The sequence below is a fragment of the Streptomonospora nanhaiensis genome, assembly GCF_013410565.1.
Lineage (GTDB): Bacteria > Actinomycetota > Actinomycetes > Streptosporangiales > Streptosporangiaceae > Streptomonospora > Streptomonospora nanhaiensis.
Genome location: NZ_JACCFO010000002.1, coordinates 1 through 14,689, shown reverse-complemented (window position 1 = coordinate 14,689; position 14,689 = coordinate 1). Strand labels below are relative to the sequence as shown.

General features: G+C 74.6%; 20 protein-coding genes. 17 read left to right on the top strand and 3 right to left on the bottom strand.

Features of this window, described 5'->3' with window-relative positions:
* Positions 1–221: 221 nt before the first annotated feature.
* On the bottom strand, positions 222–1,547 hold the full coding sequence (locus HNR12_RS27725; protein WP_179770962.1) for a hypothetical protein: 1,326 nt from the start codon (positions 1,545–1,547) through the stop codon (positions 222–224).
* Positions 1,548–1,779: 232 nt separating this feature from the next.
* Positions 1,780–2,532 carry a GntR family transcriptional regulator gene (locus HNR12_RS27720; protein ID WP_179770961.1) on the bottom strand — a complete coding sequence of 251 codons (753 nt, stop codon included), beginning with the start codon at positions 2,530–2,532 and terminating at the stop codon, positions 1,780–1,782.
* A 202-nt stretch (positions 2,533–2,734) separates the two neighbouring features.
* On the opposite strand from HNR12_RS27720, the gene HNR12_RS27715 reads away from it, so the two are divergent.
* The 16 genes from HNR12_RS27715 (at position 2,735) to HNR12_RS27645 (ending at position 12,280) form a co-directional block, all read left to right on the top strand.
* The gene (locus HNR12_RS27715) at positions 2,735–3,217 is read left to right on the top strand and encodes a hypothetical protein (protein WP_179770960.1); all 483 of its coding nucleotides are present in this window, start codon (positions 2,735–2,737) and stop codon (positions 3,215–3,217) included.
* A 2-nt stretch (positions 3,218–3,219) separates the two neighbouring features.
* Entirely contained in the window at positions 3,220–3,708 is a 489-nt protein-coding gene (locus tag HNR12_RS27710; protein WP_179770959.1) for a hypothetical protein, read from the top strand.
* Entirely contained in the window at positions 3,705–3,893 is a 189-nt protein-coding gene (locus HNR12_RS27705; RefSeq protein ID WP_179770958.1) for a hypothetical protein, read from the top strand. The genes HNR12_RS27710 and HNR12_RS27705 overlap by 4 nt, the downstream gene beginning before the upstream one ends.
* Positions 3,890–5,119, top strand: coding sequence for a hypothetical protein (locus tag HNR12_RS27700; protein WP_179770957.1), 1,230 nt, complete (start codon positions 3,890–3,892; stop codon positions 5,117–5,119). The genes HNR12_RS27705 and HNR12_RS27700 overlap by 4 nt, the downstream gene beginning before the upstream one ends.
* A complete protein-coding gene (locus tag HNR12_RS27695; RefSeq protein WP_179770956.1) occupies positions 5,116–5,403 on the top strand; it encodes a hypothetical protein in 288 nt (95 codons plus the stop codon). Before HNR12_RS27700 ends, HNR12_RS27695 begins: the two co-directional genes overlap by 4 nt.
* Entirely contained in the window at positions 5,403–5,675 is a 273-nt protein-coding gene (locus tag HNR12_RS27690) for a hypothetical protein (RefSeq protein ID WP_179770955.1), read from the top strand. Before HNR12_RS27695 ends, HNR12_RS27690 begins: the two co-directional genes overlap by 1 nt.
* Complete coding sequence (locus HNR12_RS27685) at positions 5,665–6,075, top strand: hypothetical protein (RefSeq protein WP_179770954.1); 411 nt, start codon at positions 5,665–5,667, stop codon at positions 6,073–6,075. The genes HNR12_RS27690 and HNR12_RS27685 overlap by 11 nt, the downstream gene beginning before the upstream one ends.
* A 71-nt stretch (positions 6,076–6,146) precedes the next feature.
* Positions 6,147–8,189 (top strand): hypothetical protein, encoded by a 2,043-nt coding sequence (locus HNR12_RS27680; protein WP_179770953.1) that lies wholly within the window; start codon positions 6,147–6,149, stop codon positions 8,187–8,189.
* Between the two features lie 194 nt (positions 8,190–8,383).
* Positions 8,384–9,031 carry a hypothetical protein gene (locus HNR12_RS27675; protein WP_179770952.1) on the top strand — a complete coding sequence of 216 codons (648 nt, stop codon included), beginning with the start codon at positions 8,384–8,386 and terminating at the stop codon, positions 9,029–9,031.
* Positions 9,032–9,117: 86 nt separating this feature from the next.
* Positions 9,118–9,726 carry an NUDIX hydrolase gene (locus HNR12_RS27670; protein ID WP_179770951.1) on the top strand — a complete coding sequence of 203 codons (609 nt, stop codon included), beginning with the start codon at positions 9,118–9,120 and terminating at the stop codon, positions 9,724–9,726.
* A complete protein-coding gene (locus HNR12_RS27665) occupies positions 9,723–10,028 on the top strand; it encodes a DUF6248 family natural product biosynthesis protein (RefSeq protein ID WP_179770950.1) in 306 nt (101 codons plus the stop codon). Before HNR12_RS27670 ends, HNR12_RS27665 begins: the two co-directional genes overlap by 4 nt.
* Before the next feature lie 150 nt (positions 10,029–10,178).
* Positions 10,179–10,313: a hypothetical protein gene (locus HNR12_RS29355; protein ID WP_276516448.1), complete on the top strand. Its 135-nt coding sequence runs from the start codon at positions 10,179–10,181 to the stop codon at positions 10,311–10,313.
* Positions 10,314–10,483: 170 nt separating this feature from the next.
* Positions 10,484–11,200, top strand: coding sequence for a ParA family protein (locus HNR12_RS29350; RefSeq protein WP_179770949.1), 717 nt, complete (start codon positions 10,484–10,486; stop codon positions 11,198–11,200).
* Positions 11,201–11,490: 290 nt separating this feature from the next.
* A complete protein-coding gene (locus HNR12_RS27655) occupies positions 11,491–11,700 on the top strand; it encodes a hypothetical protein (RefSeq protein ID WP_179770948.1) in 210 nt (69 codons plus the stop codon).
* A gap of 68 nt (positions 11,701–11,768) precedes the next feature.
* Positions 11,769–11,936: a hypothetical protein gene (locus tag HNR12_RS27650; RefSeq protein ID WP_179770947.1), complete on the top strand. Its 168-nt coding sequence runs from the start codon at positions 11,769–11,771 to the stop codon at positions 11,934–11,936.
* The gene (locus tag HNR12_RS27645) at positions 11,933–12,280 is read left to right on the top strand and encodes a hypothetical protein (RefSeq protein ID WP_338119855.1); all 348 of its coding nucleotides are present in this window, start codon (positions 11,933–11,935) and stop codon (positions 12,278–12,280) included. The genes HNR12_RS27650 and HNR12_RS27645 overlap by 4 nt, the downstream gene beginning before the upstream one ends.
* Before the next feature lie 122 nt (positions 12,281–12,402).
* Here the strand turns inward: HNR12_RS27645 and HNR12_RS27640 are convergent, their stop codons facing one another.
* Positions 12,403–12,873 (bottom strand): hypothetical protein, encoded by a 471-nt coding sequence (locus tag HNR12_RS27640; RefSeq protein ID WP_179770946.1) that lies wholly within the window; start codon positions 12,871–12,873, stop codon positions 12,403–12,405.
* Positions 12,874–13,450: 577 nt separating this feature from the next.
* On the opposite strand from HNR12_RS27640, the gene HNR12_RS27635 reads away from it, so the two are divergent.
* Positions 13,451–14,095: a hypothetical protein gene (locus HNR12_RS27635; protein WP_179770945.1), complete on the top strand. Its 645-nt coding sequence runs from the start codon at positions 13,451–13,453 to the stop codon at positions 14,093–14,095.
* The last annotated feature ends 594 nt before the right edge of the window (positions 14,096–14,689 follow it).

The window sequence follows — 14,689 nt, the reverse complement described above, 5'->3', positions numbered from 1 at the left end:
TCAACATCATCTGAGGCCACAGCGCGCACGGGCCGCGCGCTATGGGGCTTCCTCGCGGCACTCTGGACGCACAATCGCCGCACGGTGGACGCACCCTTGAGGGCGCGCTTTAAGCGCGCGCCCCCGGCGCATGATCAGCGCAGGTCAGGCCGCTATCAGGGCGCCCACCGGCGCACGTGGCTGGACACCCGGCGGGGTGTCCAGCCACGTGGGGGGCGGGGTCAGGCCGGAGACCCGGCCCGCTTCTTCCTGCGCACGGCCTCGGCCGCGTCCTTGGCGTCCTTGGCCGCCGGGGACAGCCCGCCCCCGCTCGGCCGGGGGGCCTGGCCGGCACCCGCCAGCGACGCCAGCATCTGCTCCAGCAGGGCGGGGTCGGTCGAGCCCGGCTCGATGCCGTCCCCGGCGGCCGCCGGGTCCACGGCCTGGGGGTGGCAGCGCGCGCACCGCCACAGCCGCTCGGACCCGGCGACCATCGCCGTCACGAGGCGGGTCCGCTCATCGCACAGCCCGCACCACACCGGCAGCGGACCCTGGGGCACGTACCGGTCGGGGTCGGGCCTGGGGTCCACCGGACGGCCCCAGCCCGGGGTCGCGGTGCGCGCGCCCAGGACCACCCGCACGGCCGAGCGGGCCGAGCCCAGGTCGCGGGTCAGCTCCTCCAGGATCACGGTCTCCTCACCCCCGGCGACCAGCTCGTCGGCGACGCGCTCAGACAGCCGCTGGCGGTCCCGCGCCCCGGGGGCGCGGTGACCGGACCCCCACCTGCGCACCGCGTCGTCCACCAGCCCCTGAGCGCGCTCCAGCAGGGCCTCACGCGCGTCCTGCGCGTTGTGATCGTTGGCGGAGCCGTCATCCTCCCTCCCGGCCGGACCCCCGGGACCGGTGTGACCACCGGTGCCGTCCGTGGCCGGGGGGGCTGGGGGGGAGGAAGGTACCTCAGGAGAGTCACCAGGAGGGTTGGGCCACTGTGAGTGGCCCCTGGGGGGCACTGTGAGTGGCCCCTGGGGGGCACTGTGAGTGGCCCCTGGATCCTCGCCTTGGGGGCACTGTGAGTGGCCCCTGTCCGGCGACTCCGGCGGTGACGACTTCTTGCGCCGGTGCGGGCGCTCCAGACCCTTGTCCGCGCGCGGAGCCCTGAGCGGCGCCTCCGACAGGTCGGGGCGAGACTCCGGGGTGAGCGGCTCCAGGCCGCGATCCTCACGGCTGCGCTGCACCTGCTCCCGCTGGGCGTCGGACCACCAGGAGTAGGGGATGCACAGCTCCCAGCGCTTGGTGCGGCGGTTCGCCGGGATCTTCAGGTACCGGGGCGGAGGCGGGCTGGTGTCGGGACGGATCAGGCCGCGCCGCTCCAGCGATCGCCACTTGCGCCGCACCGTCTCGGGGCTGATGTCGCCTGCGATGCGCTTGGCGATGGTCTCCTTCGACAGGTAGGCGTTGCAGCCGTCCTCATCGGCGGCGTCAGCCATCTGGATGAGCACGGACTGCTCGTAGACGTCGGTGCACGGGGCGTGCTTCATCGCCCAGATGATCGGGTACGCGCTGCTCACCGGTCACCCCCGCTGACCAGCACAAGGGCAGGGCGGCGGTGTGCCGAAACGGCATAGATGGGTAGACTCACCATCGAGCTTCTTTCTTTTGCCGGGAAGAGAGCTTCGGCCGGGAGTTGCAGCTCCCGGCCCTTTTTCGTTTCTGGGCACTGTAGCCAGCGGAGATGCTGCTAGGCACTCCAGTCACACGCGAGGCCGTGAGAGAGCCCTGGGCAGATGCCCAGGGCTCTCTCTATGCGGGGTCGGCCTGCCATTCGAAGTCCAGGCGCCATTGGTGCACGGGCATGACGTGCACGGTCACCTCAACGGGCTGGTTCTCTGCCCACGCGACGTGGTGGATCACGTAGACCGGCTGATCCTCGGCGAGTCGGAGCACCACGGCCTCGTCGGCCTCCGGCATACGAACGCTCACGCGCTCGCTGAACCGGGTGACTGCGTGACCGAGGTCGGCCAGACGGCTGTATGTGCCCCCGGGGCCGGTGTCCTCCTGGGTGATGGCTGTGCCGGCTGCGATGGACCACGGCACGTACGACGTGGCGATCTGGACTGGCACGTCGTCAGCGAACATGTGTCGCTTGCGGATCGCGGCAACCTCATCGACCTCGAACCGCAGCAGGTCCGCCACATCTCCGGGCGGGGTCACGGGGCCTAGCTGCACGATCTGCGAGCGGGGCTCGTGGCCCATCTCGCGGACCTCCGTGGCGAACGCGCCTCGGCTCTGCTGTCGCTCACGTGCGTCCTGGGTGTACCGCTGGTTGGCGCGCCGCACGATCGGCGCGATCTCGTGCACGACGGTCCCCTTGCCACGTTCCACGCGGACCAGTCCTTCGGATCTCAGCAGGCGAACGGCTCGGTTGACCACGGGGCGGCTCACTCCGAACTCCTCTGCGAGCCGGTCCTCGCTCGGGAGCGTGGAGCCGCGCGCATACTCGCCGCGCTCGATGGATGAGCGCAGCTGAGCTGCGATTTCTCTGTATCGGCTCATGCTCTCGGTCCTTTCCTCTCGCAGAAATTTCTACCACCTGCTTGACGTACTACGTCTCTAAAGGTTGTACTACGTGTATGCCGGTCGTGGCAACGAAGGGAAGACGAACTTCGGCCCCGATTGCTTGCACGAAAAAGGTCCCGACGGGATGCGCCCCGTCAGGACCAGCCCGGGTCCACCCGCTGAGAGAGGACAGACCCAGATGTCCAGTATCGCTGAGATGTCCCGCGAGCGCCTGGTGGCGCTCCTGTACGGCCCGATCGAGACCGCCGACGACCTCGCTGTGCTCACCCAGATCGCCGAGGAGGCGGGCCTCTACGCCGACATGCTGATCCCCGCGACCGGCGAGCCGGGTCACGACCCGCGCACCGGCGTGGTCAACCCCCGCGCCGTCTACGAGGTCGAGGAGGGCCTGGAGGAGGAGCTGGGCGAGGTCGAGCCCGAGGCCGACGCCCTGTGGGACCCCGCGCCCCGCGCCGGGGAGGATCTGGAGGCCACGGTCACCCGCCGCCAGGCCGCCGCCGACATCGCCCAGGAGTGGACCGCCGAGGCCGACCTCGCGGCCGACCTGCTGGAGCTGGCGCTGGAGCGCCCCGGCCGGGCCGCCTCCCTGGCCGCCCTGCTGCGCGGTCGCGGCCTGCTGGCCGCCCCGGCGGCCGGCGCCGAGCTGGCGGAGGTGGCCTGAGCATGATCCGCCTGATCACCCGCCGCCGTCTGGCGGCCATGGAGGAGGAGCTGGCCCAGGCCCGCCGCGCCGCGCAGGTCGCGCGGTCCGAGGCGGCCCGGCCCACCCGCAGGGCGGGCTCCCTGACGCCCGGCGACCGGGTGCTCGTCTCCGGTCGTGTCCTGGTCGTGGGCGAGGTCACCGGCTCCCCGATGGGCACCGCGGTTCACGTCCGGGGCCGCCTGGAGGAGACCGGCGCCCCCTGGAGCACGGTCCTCGTCTCCGACGAGCTGGTGGAGGTGGCCGAGCACCAGGACCTGGTCCAGCCCCCGACCGGCTACACCGCCAACGAGGTCGTGGCGGGCGACGTGCTCCTGTTCAGCGGCCACGAGCTGACCGTGACCGCCGTGGAGCGGCGCGGCGGGTCGGTCCGGATCCAGGGCCGCCTGGAGGACGACGCGCCCTGGGTGGCGGTGCTGGCCGGTGACGCGCCGGTGGAGGTGGTCCGGTGAGCGCCGAGACGGCTGTGCTGCTGGTCCTGGCCGTGGCCGCCGGCATCGGCGCGACCCTGGTCTACCTGCACATCCGCACCGCCTACCGCAAGGCCCGCGCGCGTGTGCAGCGCGCGTCCCGCACCCGGCTGCGCCTGGTCCTGGACCAGGGCGGCCGACGACCCCAGAAGGGAGCCCGCCGATGACCCGCCGAGACCCCGCCGCCCCGGCCGACGAGGCTCTCGTCCGCCGCCTCCAGGAGCAGGTCCGCGTCGCCAAAGCCATCCAGTCCATCCCGGACCTGGAGCTGCTGGACAACGCCGACACCGCCCCCGAGCTGCTGAGCCTGCGGACGCGGCTGTCGCACCGGCGCCAGGTCGACCAGCTCCGCCGCCGCCACCGCGCCCGCCTGCGCGCCCAGCGCCGCGCCGAGTGGGACGCGGCCATGGACGACCGGGGCCACCGGCTGGTGCGCCGCCGCGCCCTGGCCGACTCCCCCGCCCGCCGCGCGGCGTCCCTGGAGCGGCTCCAGCACGGCGTCGTCGGTGTGGGCGCGGCCGGGATCATCGGCATGGGCGCGGCCTCCACGGCCGGTGTGCACGCGGGCCTGGTGGCCCTGGTCGGCCCCAGCGTGGCCACGGCCGCGTGGGGCTATGAGCCCGCCGTGATCGCCCTGGTGGCCGGGGGGATCGTGGCCCGGTCGGTGCTGACCCGGGCCGGGGGGCGGATGCCCGCCGCGGTCACGGTCCTGGAGTGGGTCGCCCTGACCACCAGCATCGTGCTGTCGGTGGTCGGCTCCGGATGGGGTGCCGCCCTGTTCCCGGCCGGCACGGCTGTGCTGGCGCTGGTGATGCAGCAGCTCCTGGGCGCCATCGCTACCGCCGACGTCCACGCCGTCCGCCCCGCCCAGCAGCAGCCGGGCTGGAGCTGGCGGGACCTGACCACCCCCGCCCCGGCACCGGCCGGGGAGGAGGAGCACCAGGACCACGACGCCGTGGAGGCCGAGTCCGCGCGGCGTCTGGCGGCGGCCGTGGAGGAGGAGGTGCACCGGGGCCTGGCTGAGGCCGAGGACTACCTGCGCACCGCCCGCCCCCGGCCCCAGGAGCCGGAGGAGGGGGAGGACGCGCCCGCCGGGGGCGGGGGACTGGCCCTGGCCGATCCCCCGGGGGACGACGACACCCCGGCGGGGGAGGACACCGTCCTCCCCCGGGGGGACGACGACACCACCAGCGGTTCGGCGCCGCACCAGCCCCGGGGGGACGACGCGCCTCCGGCGCTGGAGCGCGCCGCGCGCCGCCGCGCGGGCGACGCCGCCCAGCAGGTGGCCGCCTACTACGCCGACCACCCCGGCGCGCCGGTCAAGCGGGCCGCCCGCGACCTGGGCGTGGACCCCAAGACGGTGCGCAAGTACCGGCCGGGGGGCGGGCGGTGAGCGCCCGGCACCGCCCCACGATCGCCCGCTGGCGCGAGGAGACCTCCCAGGGCGAGGCGTGGTGCTACCAGGCCAGGTGCTCCTGCGGCGTCGAGATGGACGAGCACTATGCCCGTGGCCGCGCGGTGCGCGACCGCGACGAGCACCTGGCCGAGGTCGCTCCGCCGCCGGCGGAGCGGTGCCGCGCCCCCCGAGCCCACGGCTCGCGGTCCTGGGACCGCTGCCCGCTGTGCGTCGACCAGCTCGCGCTGCCCGGCCTGGAGGCGTGGGGGGCGGTGGGGTGATGGACCTGCTCACCCGCCTGTCGGCGCTGGCCGGGGTCATCGGCCAGATCGTGCTGTGGCTGGACGCCTACACCGCCGCCTGCCTGGACCGCCGCCCGCTCATCCGCACCGCCGAAGACATCGCCGCGTGGCTGGGCCGCACCTGGCGCTGGTCGGCCGCCCACGCCCGGTGGCGCCGGCACGGCCCCGGCCGGGGCCTGGTCGCCATGACCATCCGACCCCCACACCCTGCCCATCCCGCTCGTACTCAGGAGGACCGCCATGGGATTTAGCCCCGACCAGACCCGCGCCGAGGCCATCGCCGCCGCCGACGCCGACAGCTTCGAGCAGCTGAGCCGGATCGAGTTCGACGGCGCCTCCGACATCCAGCACTACGTCCGGATGGTCCGCGACATCAGCAAGCGCTTTGCGCTGGAGCTGGAGTTCGCCGCCGAGGACCTGGAGGCCCGGCTGCGGAGCGTGCCCCCGGCCACCGAGGAGGAGACCGGCATGGTCCTGGCCCGCAAGGCGATGCGGGTCTCCAAGCACCTCAAGCGCAGCAGCGAGGCGGCCAAGGAGGTCGGCAAGAACGCGACCAAGACCTGGGCGTCCTTGCGCACTCACTTCGAGGCGCAGATGGGCGGCCAGGAGGCCAAGGTCCGCCCCAAGAAGACCATCGACCTGGAGTCCTGACCCGCAGCACGAGTGAGGGGGCGCAGACGGTGCGCCCCCTCCCCACCACCTGAAAGGAGACCGAGGAGGCCATGGGCGAGATCACGCTGTGGGAGCAGGCCGAGAAGCCCAAGAAGGAGCGAGGGGGACCGGGGTTCGGGGCGTATGTGCGGCCGTGGGTGACCGGGGCCGCGATGGTCCCGGCCGGGATGGCCGCCCACGCGCTGTGGGGTGACGCCGGGGCCACCACGGGGCTGGCGGCGGCCGCGATCACCGCCGCCGGGGGCGCCAGCACGTGGCTGACCTGGCGGCTGGTGCGCGCCCGCTCCTGGTACACGGCTGTGATGGCCACCGGCACCACGGGCGGGATCACGGCGTGGCTGGGCCTGGCGACCGTGGCCGGCACGGGGCGGCCCATGCTGGACCTGCTGATCGTGGCCGGGGGCGCGCTGGCGGGGTTGAGCAACGCCCACACCTTCGCCCGCCGCAGCTCCGGCGGGTCGGGCGGCGGGGGCGCCACCGCCTATGACCGGCCCCTGCCCACCTGGGAGCAGGTGGCCGAGGTCGTGGGCCTGAGCGGTACCACGATGCGGGTGACCGAGGAGACCGAGCTGCGCCGGGTCGGCGTGGTGCAGCTGCGCCCCGGCGACACCGCCGACTCCATCCAGGGGGCGCTGGCCTCCCTGGCCTCGGCGATGCGGCTGCCCCGCCGGGCGGTGCGCGCCGTGGAGGACCCCGACGACTGCTCCCAGGTGCGCGTGACCATCGTGCGCCGCGACGTGCTGCGCGAGGCGGTGGACTGGGCGGGCCTGCCCGAGGAGCTGGTGGGCGCCTCCATCGCCGAGGCCCCGCTGGAGCTGGGGGTCTACGAGGACGGCGCTCCGTTCACCGACGACCTGTTCGACCACCACACGTTGACCGTGGGCATGAGCGGGTCGGGCAAGTCCAACTACGGCAAGCTCAAGGCCGTGCAGGTGGGCGCCAGGGCCGACGCCGTGGTGCTGGCCATCGACCTCGCGAAGGGCCGCCAAACGTTGGGGCCGGTCGAGGGCGCGCTGCTGTGGTCCGCCTACACCCGCCCGGACGCCACGGCCATGCTCGCGGCCCTGGTTCATGCGGTGCAGGACCGCGCCAACCACCTCGCCAAGCGGGGTCTGGAGAACTGGCAGCCCGACTGCGGCCTGACCTTCGTTCACGTCCTCATCGAGGAGGCCGCGGAGCTGGTCGAGATCGACACGGTGGTCGACGTGCTGCGCATCGCCCGCTCCACCGGCATCCACATCGAGATGAGCCTCCAGCGCGGCACCTGGACCAACCTCGACACCGACGCCCGCGCCAACCTCGCGTCGCGGATCTGCCTGGGGGTCGCCGACGAGCGCGACGCCGGCTTCGTCCTGCCCGACTACGTGACCGAGGCCGGCGCCGCGCCCGAGGCGTGGGCCGACCGCCAGCAGGGCTGCGCCTACGCCGCCGTGAAGTCCCAGCCCGCCAACCGGCACGCGGTGCCGCTGCGGTTCTACCGCGCCACCAACGCCCAGCTGGCCGAGGCCGCAGGCCGCTGCGGCGACCAGGACGCCAAGCTCGACCCGATCACCCGCGCCGCGTTCGGCGCGGCCTACGAGCGCTACCTCGCGCGGCGGACCTCCGGCCAGGCCGCCGGTGGCCCCCGCGACCACGACGACCAGGAGCACAGCGGCATGACCACTGCCCCCAAGGCCAGCCGGGCCGAGCGTGTGGCCCGCGCGGTGGCCGCCGACCCCGACCACGACGACGAGGCCGCCGTCACCTACGCCACCGCCGACCCCGACCCCGACATCGACGCCGACATCGACGACCCCGTGGAGATGCCGCCCGGCGCGGCGCTGGGCGGGCAGCCGCCGCGCCGCTCGCGGGAGGGCGCGGCCCAGGCCCGCGCCCGGCTCGACGCCCAGCTCCAGCTCTGGGCCGACCAGGGCCACCGCCAGTTCCGCGCGCCCGAGCTGCGCGACGCGCTGCGCGACCAGCAGGGCCTGGTGCGCGCCCGCGGCTGGGTCATCACCGAGCTGGCGCGCCTGGAGACCGAGGGCCGCATCATCCACCACGACGGCGGCCTCTACGAGATCGCCGCCACCGACCGGGAGCTGGTCCCGGCCTGACCCCGCAGGGTGTCAGAGAGGGTGTCAGACCCCCTGTCAGAGAGGGTGTCTGACACCTGTCAGACACCCTCTGACCTGTAACCCCGCGCCGGGACGCCTGTCTCTGACACCCGGCGCCCCTGACGACGATTCCACGGCCCCCGGCCACCACCGACCGGGGGCCTTTCCTATGCACGAGCACGAGGGAGCACACCATGTCCGCACGCACGCGCACGCTCACCACCCCCGCCGCCGGCGAGGGCCTGGAGGTGGCGCTGACCGCGACCGCCGCCGAGGTCATCGTGGAGGCCGTCGAGGGCCTGGAGGAGGCCCGCGCGGAGGTGGCCGGCCCGCCCGAGGTCCTGGGCGCCGTCACCGCCGACCGCTCCGGCGCGGCCTGGCACCTCACCGTCCCCGCCCTCACGCGGGCCGCCGGGCACATCATCCAGGCCGGGGACATCGGCAGCATCATCGTCGGCGGCGACGTCCACGTCGCCGGCATCCACACCGGCCAGGGCGGGGTGACCGTCCTCAGCGGTGTGCGCGGCGGCGGGGCCGCCGAGGTCTCGGTCCGCCTGCGGGTGCCCGCCGGCACCCGGCTGCGCACCCGCCTGGCCTCCGGGTCCGTGGTCACCTCCGGCCCCCTGAGCGCGGTGGACCACGACGGCGACGCCGCCCGCGTCGAGGTGGGCGCGGCCGGTGAGGTGGTCGCCGCGACCCGGTCGGGGGCGGTACGCGTGGCCGGGACCACCGGCCGGATCCGGGTCACCACCGCCGTGGGCAACATCGACGTCGCCGCCGCCCCCGGCGCCGACGTCGAGGCCCACTCCCAGGTCGGGGACGTGCGGGTGCGCACGGCCTGACCGGCCGGTGCCTCTGCCGCCCGCCCCGTCCTGGCGGGCGGCGGGGGGACCGCCCGGTCCCACACACCACCACGGGAGGAGACCCCATGCCCGACCGCTGCTGCGGCACCAGCATCGGAGTGCTGATCATCGACCTGCAGGGCCGCCTGCTCATGATCGAGCGTGGCTGGTACCCCATCGGCATCGCGCCGGTGGCCGGCCACATTGCCGACGCCCACACCAGCCCGGAGGAGGCCCTGCTGGCCGAGGTCCGCGAAGAGGTCGGCCTCACCGTCACCAGCCACGCCATGGTCTGGTCGGGGTGGCTGCCCAACCTGTGCGCCGGGCGGCCGGCCGCGCTGCCCGGCCACCGGTGGGTGGTGGGCCGGGCCGCCGTCACCGGCGAGCTGGCCCCCGACCCCACCGAGACCCGGGGGGCGGCCTGGTACACCCGCCAGGCGGTGGGCGCGCTGGCCGCCCGCACCCTGGACTACGCCCGCGGCGGCCTCACCGACGCCGAGTTCGCGGCCCGGCCCGGCCTGGAGCCGGTCTGGCTGGAACTGCTGCACGTCACCCGGCGGCTGCCCCTGACGCTCAGCCCCCACGAGCTGGCGCTGGTGCGGCGCCTCTACACCACCCCGCCCGAGCGGTACTGGGCGGGCGGGCGCCTGGTGGACGCCGCCACCCTCGCCCGCGACCTCGCCACCGCACCGTGAGCACGGCCGTGATGGGCCCCCAGACCGCCGCGTGGGTGCGCGAGCACGCGCTGCCCGCCGCCATCCGCCGCGAGCTGATGGCGGTGTGCGCCTGCTCCTACGGGCCCACCGGCCACTGCGCGGCCGACCGGCACGGCGACTGCCCCGGCCACACCATCGCCTCGCCCGAGGGCTGGATCACCGACCGCTCGTCAGTGGTCGTCGGCCCGGCGGTCTACCTCGCCGACCGGGTGTGCACCTGGCGGTGCCCGTGCCCCTGCCACACCGCCCGCCCGCCCCCGAGCCCGAGCGCCAGGAGGTGATGCAGCCCGCGCTGTGGTGACCGGCGGCGCCTCTGCCCACCACCCCGACGGTGGTGGTGGGCGGGGGGACCAGCCGGTCCGACATGGCAAAGCCCCGGCCGATCATCCGCCAAGAGTCCCGGCCGGGGCACACCCGAAAGGTGCGTCCCGATGCTACTGCTCCAGCTCCAGCCGACGCTCTCCTACGAGATCCTGGTGACCCACTGCCGCCGGTGCGGCCTCCCCTACGACGCCGGCGACCCCGCCGAGCGGCGCTACCACACCCAGCCCGGCGGCTGCCGCTGACGATCACCCTGGCCCCACCGCCATCGAGGGCGCCCCCGCAGTGCGGGGGCGCCCTCTTGCGTTCGGCGAGGTCAGACGATGCGGGTATGCGCGTGTACCGGTACACCGGCATACCCGCGTACGCGTGTACGGGCTGACCGGCGTGCCGGTGTATCGGGATACTGGCGCCCATGAGCGACGATCCGAAGATCTACGCCGTGGCCTCCTGGAAGGGCGGCGTGGGCAAGACGACCCTGGCCTACGAGCTGGCCTACCAGCTCGGAGCGGTGCTGGTGGACCTGGACTGGGACAAGGGCAGCTCGACACGGGCGTGGGGTTACCGCACCGAGCTGCGGCTGCGCTCCCCGCTGCTGGCGGCCCTGGAGAGCGGCGGCACCAAGATCCCCCGCTACGTGAGCGGGGAGAAGAAGCCCGACCTGCTCCCCGGCCACGAGGACTTCGCCATGGCGCAGCCCGAGGCCGAGGCCATGGCCGACCTGCTGGAGTCATGGGCCAAGGCGTGGGGGCGCGACCTGGTGGTGGACTGCCACCCGGGCGGCTCGACTCCCTCGACCCTGGGTGCGATGGCCGCGGCCCAGAAGGTGGTGGTGCCGGCGCCGCTGGCCGAGAAGCCCATGGAAGCCCTCCAGGGGATGCTGGAGCAGGTGCCCGACTATCCGCTGCTGGTGGTGCCCTACCAGATCAGCGGCGTGCCGCCGGCGCGCTACCGCCGGTGGCTGCGCCGCATCACCACCGAGGCCGGGGTGCCCGTGGGGCCGCCGGTAGGCGAGTACTCCTGGATCGAGGGCCGGACCCTGCGCCGCGCCATCAGCTCCGAGCCAGTGCCGAAGCGGGCTGAGCAGTTCGTCGGCCAGGTGGCGGCGGTGGCGGCGGAGGTGGTCCGGTGACTGGCGGCCTGGAGGACTTGGACGCGATCGCCCAGGAGCGCAGCCGCGGCGGCCGCGCGTCTTCGCGGCGTGAGATCACCCCGCCGTCGCGCCACCCCCGCCCCGAGCCCGAGCAGCCGGCCGCTCCCGCTCGGCGGGAGGGTGCCGGTGTACCGGTACGCGGGCAGACCGGCACACCCAAGCCCAAGCCCGCGCAGCCCTCCAGCACGAGCGGGAGCCGTGCCGGTACACCGGCACACCGGTCCCCCGGCACGGCCGCTCCGGCGGGCGGGAGCCGCCGGCCGCCCTCGGTGGAGGCGTACCTGACCCAGGACCAGGTGGACTGGCTGTGGCAGGTGCGCGCGGCGGCCGTGGCCCGGCGCCTGGAGCACGTGCAGAGCGCGGTGGTGCGCCTGGCCCTGGACGAGTTGGCGGCGCGGATGAGCCCCGAGGAGGTGGCCGAGGCCCTGGCCGCCCAGGAGCGCCCGGCCACCGGGCAGGCCCGCGGCCGCCGTCGCTGACGCTGTACCGGCGTGCGGGCGTACCGGTACACCGGCATGCCGGTATCCCCCCATGCGCGTATACCGGCATGCCGGTTCTGGACCAGGACCTCGCCGACGACGGCGATCTCCTCGCCGTCGACCAGGGGCACACCCTGGGCCAGGGCCTCACCCGTGGGCAGGTCCACCAGGGCGCCCAGCACCTGCCCCCGGTAGGTGATGGCCTGGCAACCGGAGCAGCGCCGGATCGGAGGTGATCCGCGACCGGCTCGGCGCGGCCGTGCGCCACGTCGCCACCACGGGCCGGGCCGACGGCACGGTGCTGCGCCACCCCGACGCCTCCACCGCGGCGCACGCCGCCCTGCTGCGCGGCCTGGTGGACGGGGCGGCCGCGGTCGATGCCCGGGTGCGGGAGCTGGACGTGATGGAGGAGACCGAGGACGGCGCCGGGCTGTGGGCGCTGGTGCGGGTGCACGAGAGGGACCTGGAGACAGTCCTGGCCGAGCACGCGGTGATGAGGGTCCCCCCGCCCCACGGCTGGTCCGGCTACCGCGCGGAGGGCATCCTGCCGACCGGGCACCGCCTCATGATCAGCACCTGACCAGGCCAGCCTGCACCGCCCGGCCGGGCACCGCCAGGCCGATGCGCGGGGCTGTGGACGGCGGCGAGCGCCTGGTGCTCGCCGCCGCATCATCGGCGGTCGGATTTCTAACACCCAGCAGGTCAGGACGGCCAGACCGCCACCACCCGCAGGCCGTCGCTGGCGACGTGGGCGCCGTCATGGCCGGCCGCCAGCACGCAGGCCGCGCCCATGTGCGGCAGCGGCGGGTGCCCCAGCGAGGTGGCCGGGCAGTCGCCCATCTCATGGGGGGCGATCGGCCAGGGGTCCCACAACTGCGGCACCGCCGCGCGCAGGTAGTCGGCCGGGGTGGGATCGGTGTCGGCGGGCGGGTACCAGCCCACGAACCCCCACACCGCCGGGTCGCCGCCCTCGACCGGCGCGTAGACCGCGCGCGGAGCCGTGTCCTGGTCGTCGCTGCGGGGCGGGGTGTGGGCGCTGATCAGGAGCGCGCCGGGCTCGGCGCCCGGGCCGTAGACGTCGTTCCTGGGGTAGGTCAGGGTGCTGCCCGCCCAGTCGGGCGGCCCTCCCACCAGCCGCACCTCGACCTCGCCGCCCATCGTCTGCTCATCCATGGCGACATCTTGGCGAGCCTCTGCCCCCTCCCGCAGTCGTTCACCCAATCCCCTCCAACTGCCGCCCTGATTCCTCCACACACTCCAGGCATCTCCTGCCTCATTGCGTCACTGACGCACACCGCATTCTGAGTCCACACACCTAGGCATCAGCTGCGTCACTGACGGACATCGTGATTCCCCACACCTAGGCACTATGAGTGATCCGTGGCCCCGGCGGGGACGAGCTGGCGTTCGCGGCCGAGGGGCCCCTCACGGATTGCCGAATTGGGCTGTATGGGATCAAGGGCCGCCGCTGCGCGGCGGCGCGGTCGGCTGGTGAGGGGCGGCGGGGCTGCGGGCTGCCGCCCGGTCCCCGCCGCCCCTCACCGCCTGGCGGCGGCGAGCACCAGGCGCTCGCGCCCGCCGCCGGCCGGGGCGGGCCCCGCAGTACCCGGGGGCTAGCGCCCCCGGGACCCCCCACGCCGGACGCACCCCGGCGCGCATCCCGAGCGCTGGTCTGACCGCCGTTCGCGCCGGGGCACGCCCGGCCCCACACCCCCACCACACGTCACTGACGGGCTGGCACCATGCGGGCATGGACGACACCACCCCGCCGCCGCGCGGTCCCCGCCCCGCCCCCGGCCGCACCACCGCCCAGACCACCCAGGAGCGCACGCTCGTCCGGGAGTGCGCCTGGTGCGGCACGCCGATCACCCTGCGCCCGCGCGCCGGGCACCAGAAGTACTGTTCCCGGTCGTGCCGCCAGCGGGCCTATGAGGTCCGCACCGCGGCCGCCCGCCAGGAGCACGCCGTGGCCGCCGGCACCGCCCGAGACCCCCAGGAGCCGGTGCGCGAGGTCGTGGAGCGCCACACCGTGCGCACGGTCGTGCGCCGCTCCCCCGTGGTCCCGCTCCCGTCCTGGCCCCAGACCCCCGTGCCCCCGCCCGAGCCGCCGGTGCGCCCCCGGCCGCGCGGGATCCGCCCCATACCCCCCGCACCCCCGGCCGCCCCGGCGGCCGCCGCAGCGTTCGGGTTCGGCCCCGCCACCGATCGAGGGCTGGGGCAGGACGCCGTGCAGCGCCTGCGCGAGATCGCCGCGCGCATCCGCACCCGCGCCATCCCCGCCGCCGACCACCCCGACATCCTCGCCGCCGCCGGGGAGATCCTCACCGAGCTGTCAGCGGCCACGCCCGGCGGGCTGGACGCCCTGACGCGCCGCCTCCCTCCACCCCGTCACTGACGCGCACACACCACCAAGAGAAGTGCGAAGGTATCTGCGATACCCGCCCTCGGCGTGTCGCACTGGACCCGACACTTCCTCCTTTACGTAGTAAAGATGGGCACTCCCCACCGCCCTCGGGAGAGGGTGGCACCGCCGCGACACGCCCGGGCGTGTCGCGAGCAGATACCTGCGCACTCATCCTTTGGGCGGGTGCGCGGGGCTGTCGGCGACCGCCGGGGTCGGGCCGCTCCCGGCCCCGGCCCCGGCCAGCACACTCTGGAGTTGAGAAGGTTTCCGGCACTCAGGCCATGCGAATCCGGCCGCTACCCCCGCACAGGGGGCAGACCCGGACTCCGTCGGGCTCGCTGGCGTCGATGATCCGCCCCTGGCCGCCGCACATGGGGCACATCGCGTCGTCGTCCGTCACTGTATATTTTACCCTTTCTGGGGGTGGGTAAACCACCCCCAACCGGGCTGGCCTCACCGGATCGCAGATCCCTGCGCACACCGCCCAGCCGACAGCCCCGCGCACCCGCCCAAAAAACCAACGACAGGACCCACGACGGACAACCCGACCAAAACGGACCCTCAGATATAACTTGCTCTCAACTC

Excerpts from the sequence above, each read along its gene's own strand:
- HNR12_RS27680 (WP_179770953.1), top strand. The coding sequence starts at position 6,147 with ATGGGCGAGATCACGCTGTGGGAGCAGGCCGAGAAGCCCAAGAAGGAG.
- HNR12_RS27685 (WP_179770954.1), top strand. The coding sequence starts at position 5,665 with ATGGGATTTAGCCCCGACCAGACCCGCGCCGAGGCCATCGCCGCCGCC.
- HNR12_RS27640 (WP_179770946.1), bottom strand. The coding sequence starts at position 12,873 with ATGGATGAGCAGACGATGGGCGGCGAGGTCGAGGTGCGGCTGGTGGGA.
- HNR12_RS27675 (WP_179770952.1), top strand. The coding sequence starts at position 8,384 with ATGTCCGCACGCACGCGCACGCTCACCACCCCCGCCGCCGGCGAGGGC.
- HNR12_RS29350 (WP_179770949.1), top strand. The coding sequence starts at position 10,484 with ATGAGCGACGATCCGAAGATCTACGCCGTGGCCTCCTGGAAGGGCGGC.
- HNR12_RS27650 (WP_179770947.1), top strand. The coding sequence starts at position 11,769 with ATGCCGGTTCTGGACCAGGACCTCGCCGACGACGGCGATCTCCTCGCC.
- HNR12_RS27635 (WP_179770945.1), top strand. The coding sequence starts at position 13,451 with ATGGACGACACCACCCCGCCGCCGCGCGGTCCCCGCCCCGCCCCCGGC.
- HNR12_RS27690 (WP_179770955.1), top strand. The coding sequence starts at position 5,403 with ATGGACCTGCTCACCCGCCTGTCGGCGCTGGCCGGGGTCATCGGCCAG.
- HNR12_RS27700 (WP_179770957.1), top strand. The coding sequence starts at position 3,890 with ATGACCCGCCGAGACCCCGCCGCCCCGGCCGACGAGGCTCTCGTCCGC.
- HNR12_RS27710 (WP_179770959.1), top strand. The coding sequence starts at position 3,220 with ATGATCCGCCTGATCACCCGCCGCCGTCTGGCGGCCATGGAGGAGGAG.
- HNR12_RS27720 (WP_179770961.1), bottom strand. The coding sequence starts at position 2,532 with ATGAGCCGATACAGAGAAATCGCAGCTCAGCTGCGCTCATCCATCGAG.
- HNR12_RS27715 (WP_179770960.1), top strand. The coding sequence starts at position 2,735 with ATGTCCAGTATCGCTGAGATGTCCCGCGAGCGCCTGGTGGCGCTCCTG.
- HNR12_RS29355 (WP_276516448.1), top strand. The coding sequence starts at position 10,179 with ATGCTACTGCTCCAGCTCCAGCCGACGCTCTCCTACGAGATCCTGGTG.
- HNR12_RS27670 (WP_179770951.1), top strand. The coding sequence starts at position 9,118 with ATGCCCGACCGCTGCTGCGGCACCAGCATCGGAGTGCTGATCATCGAC.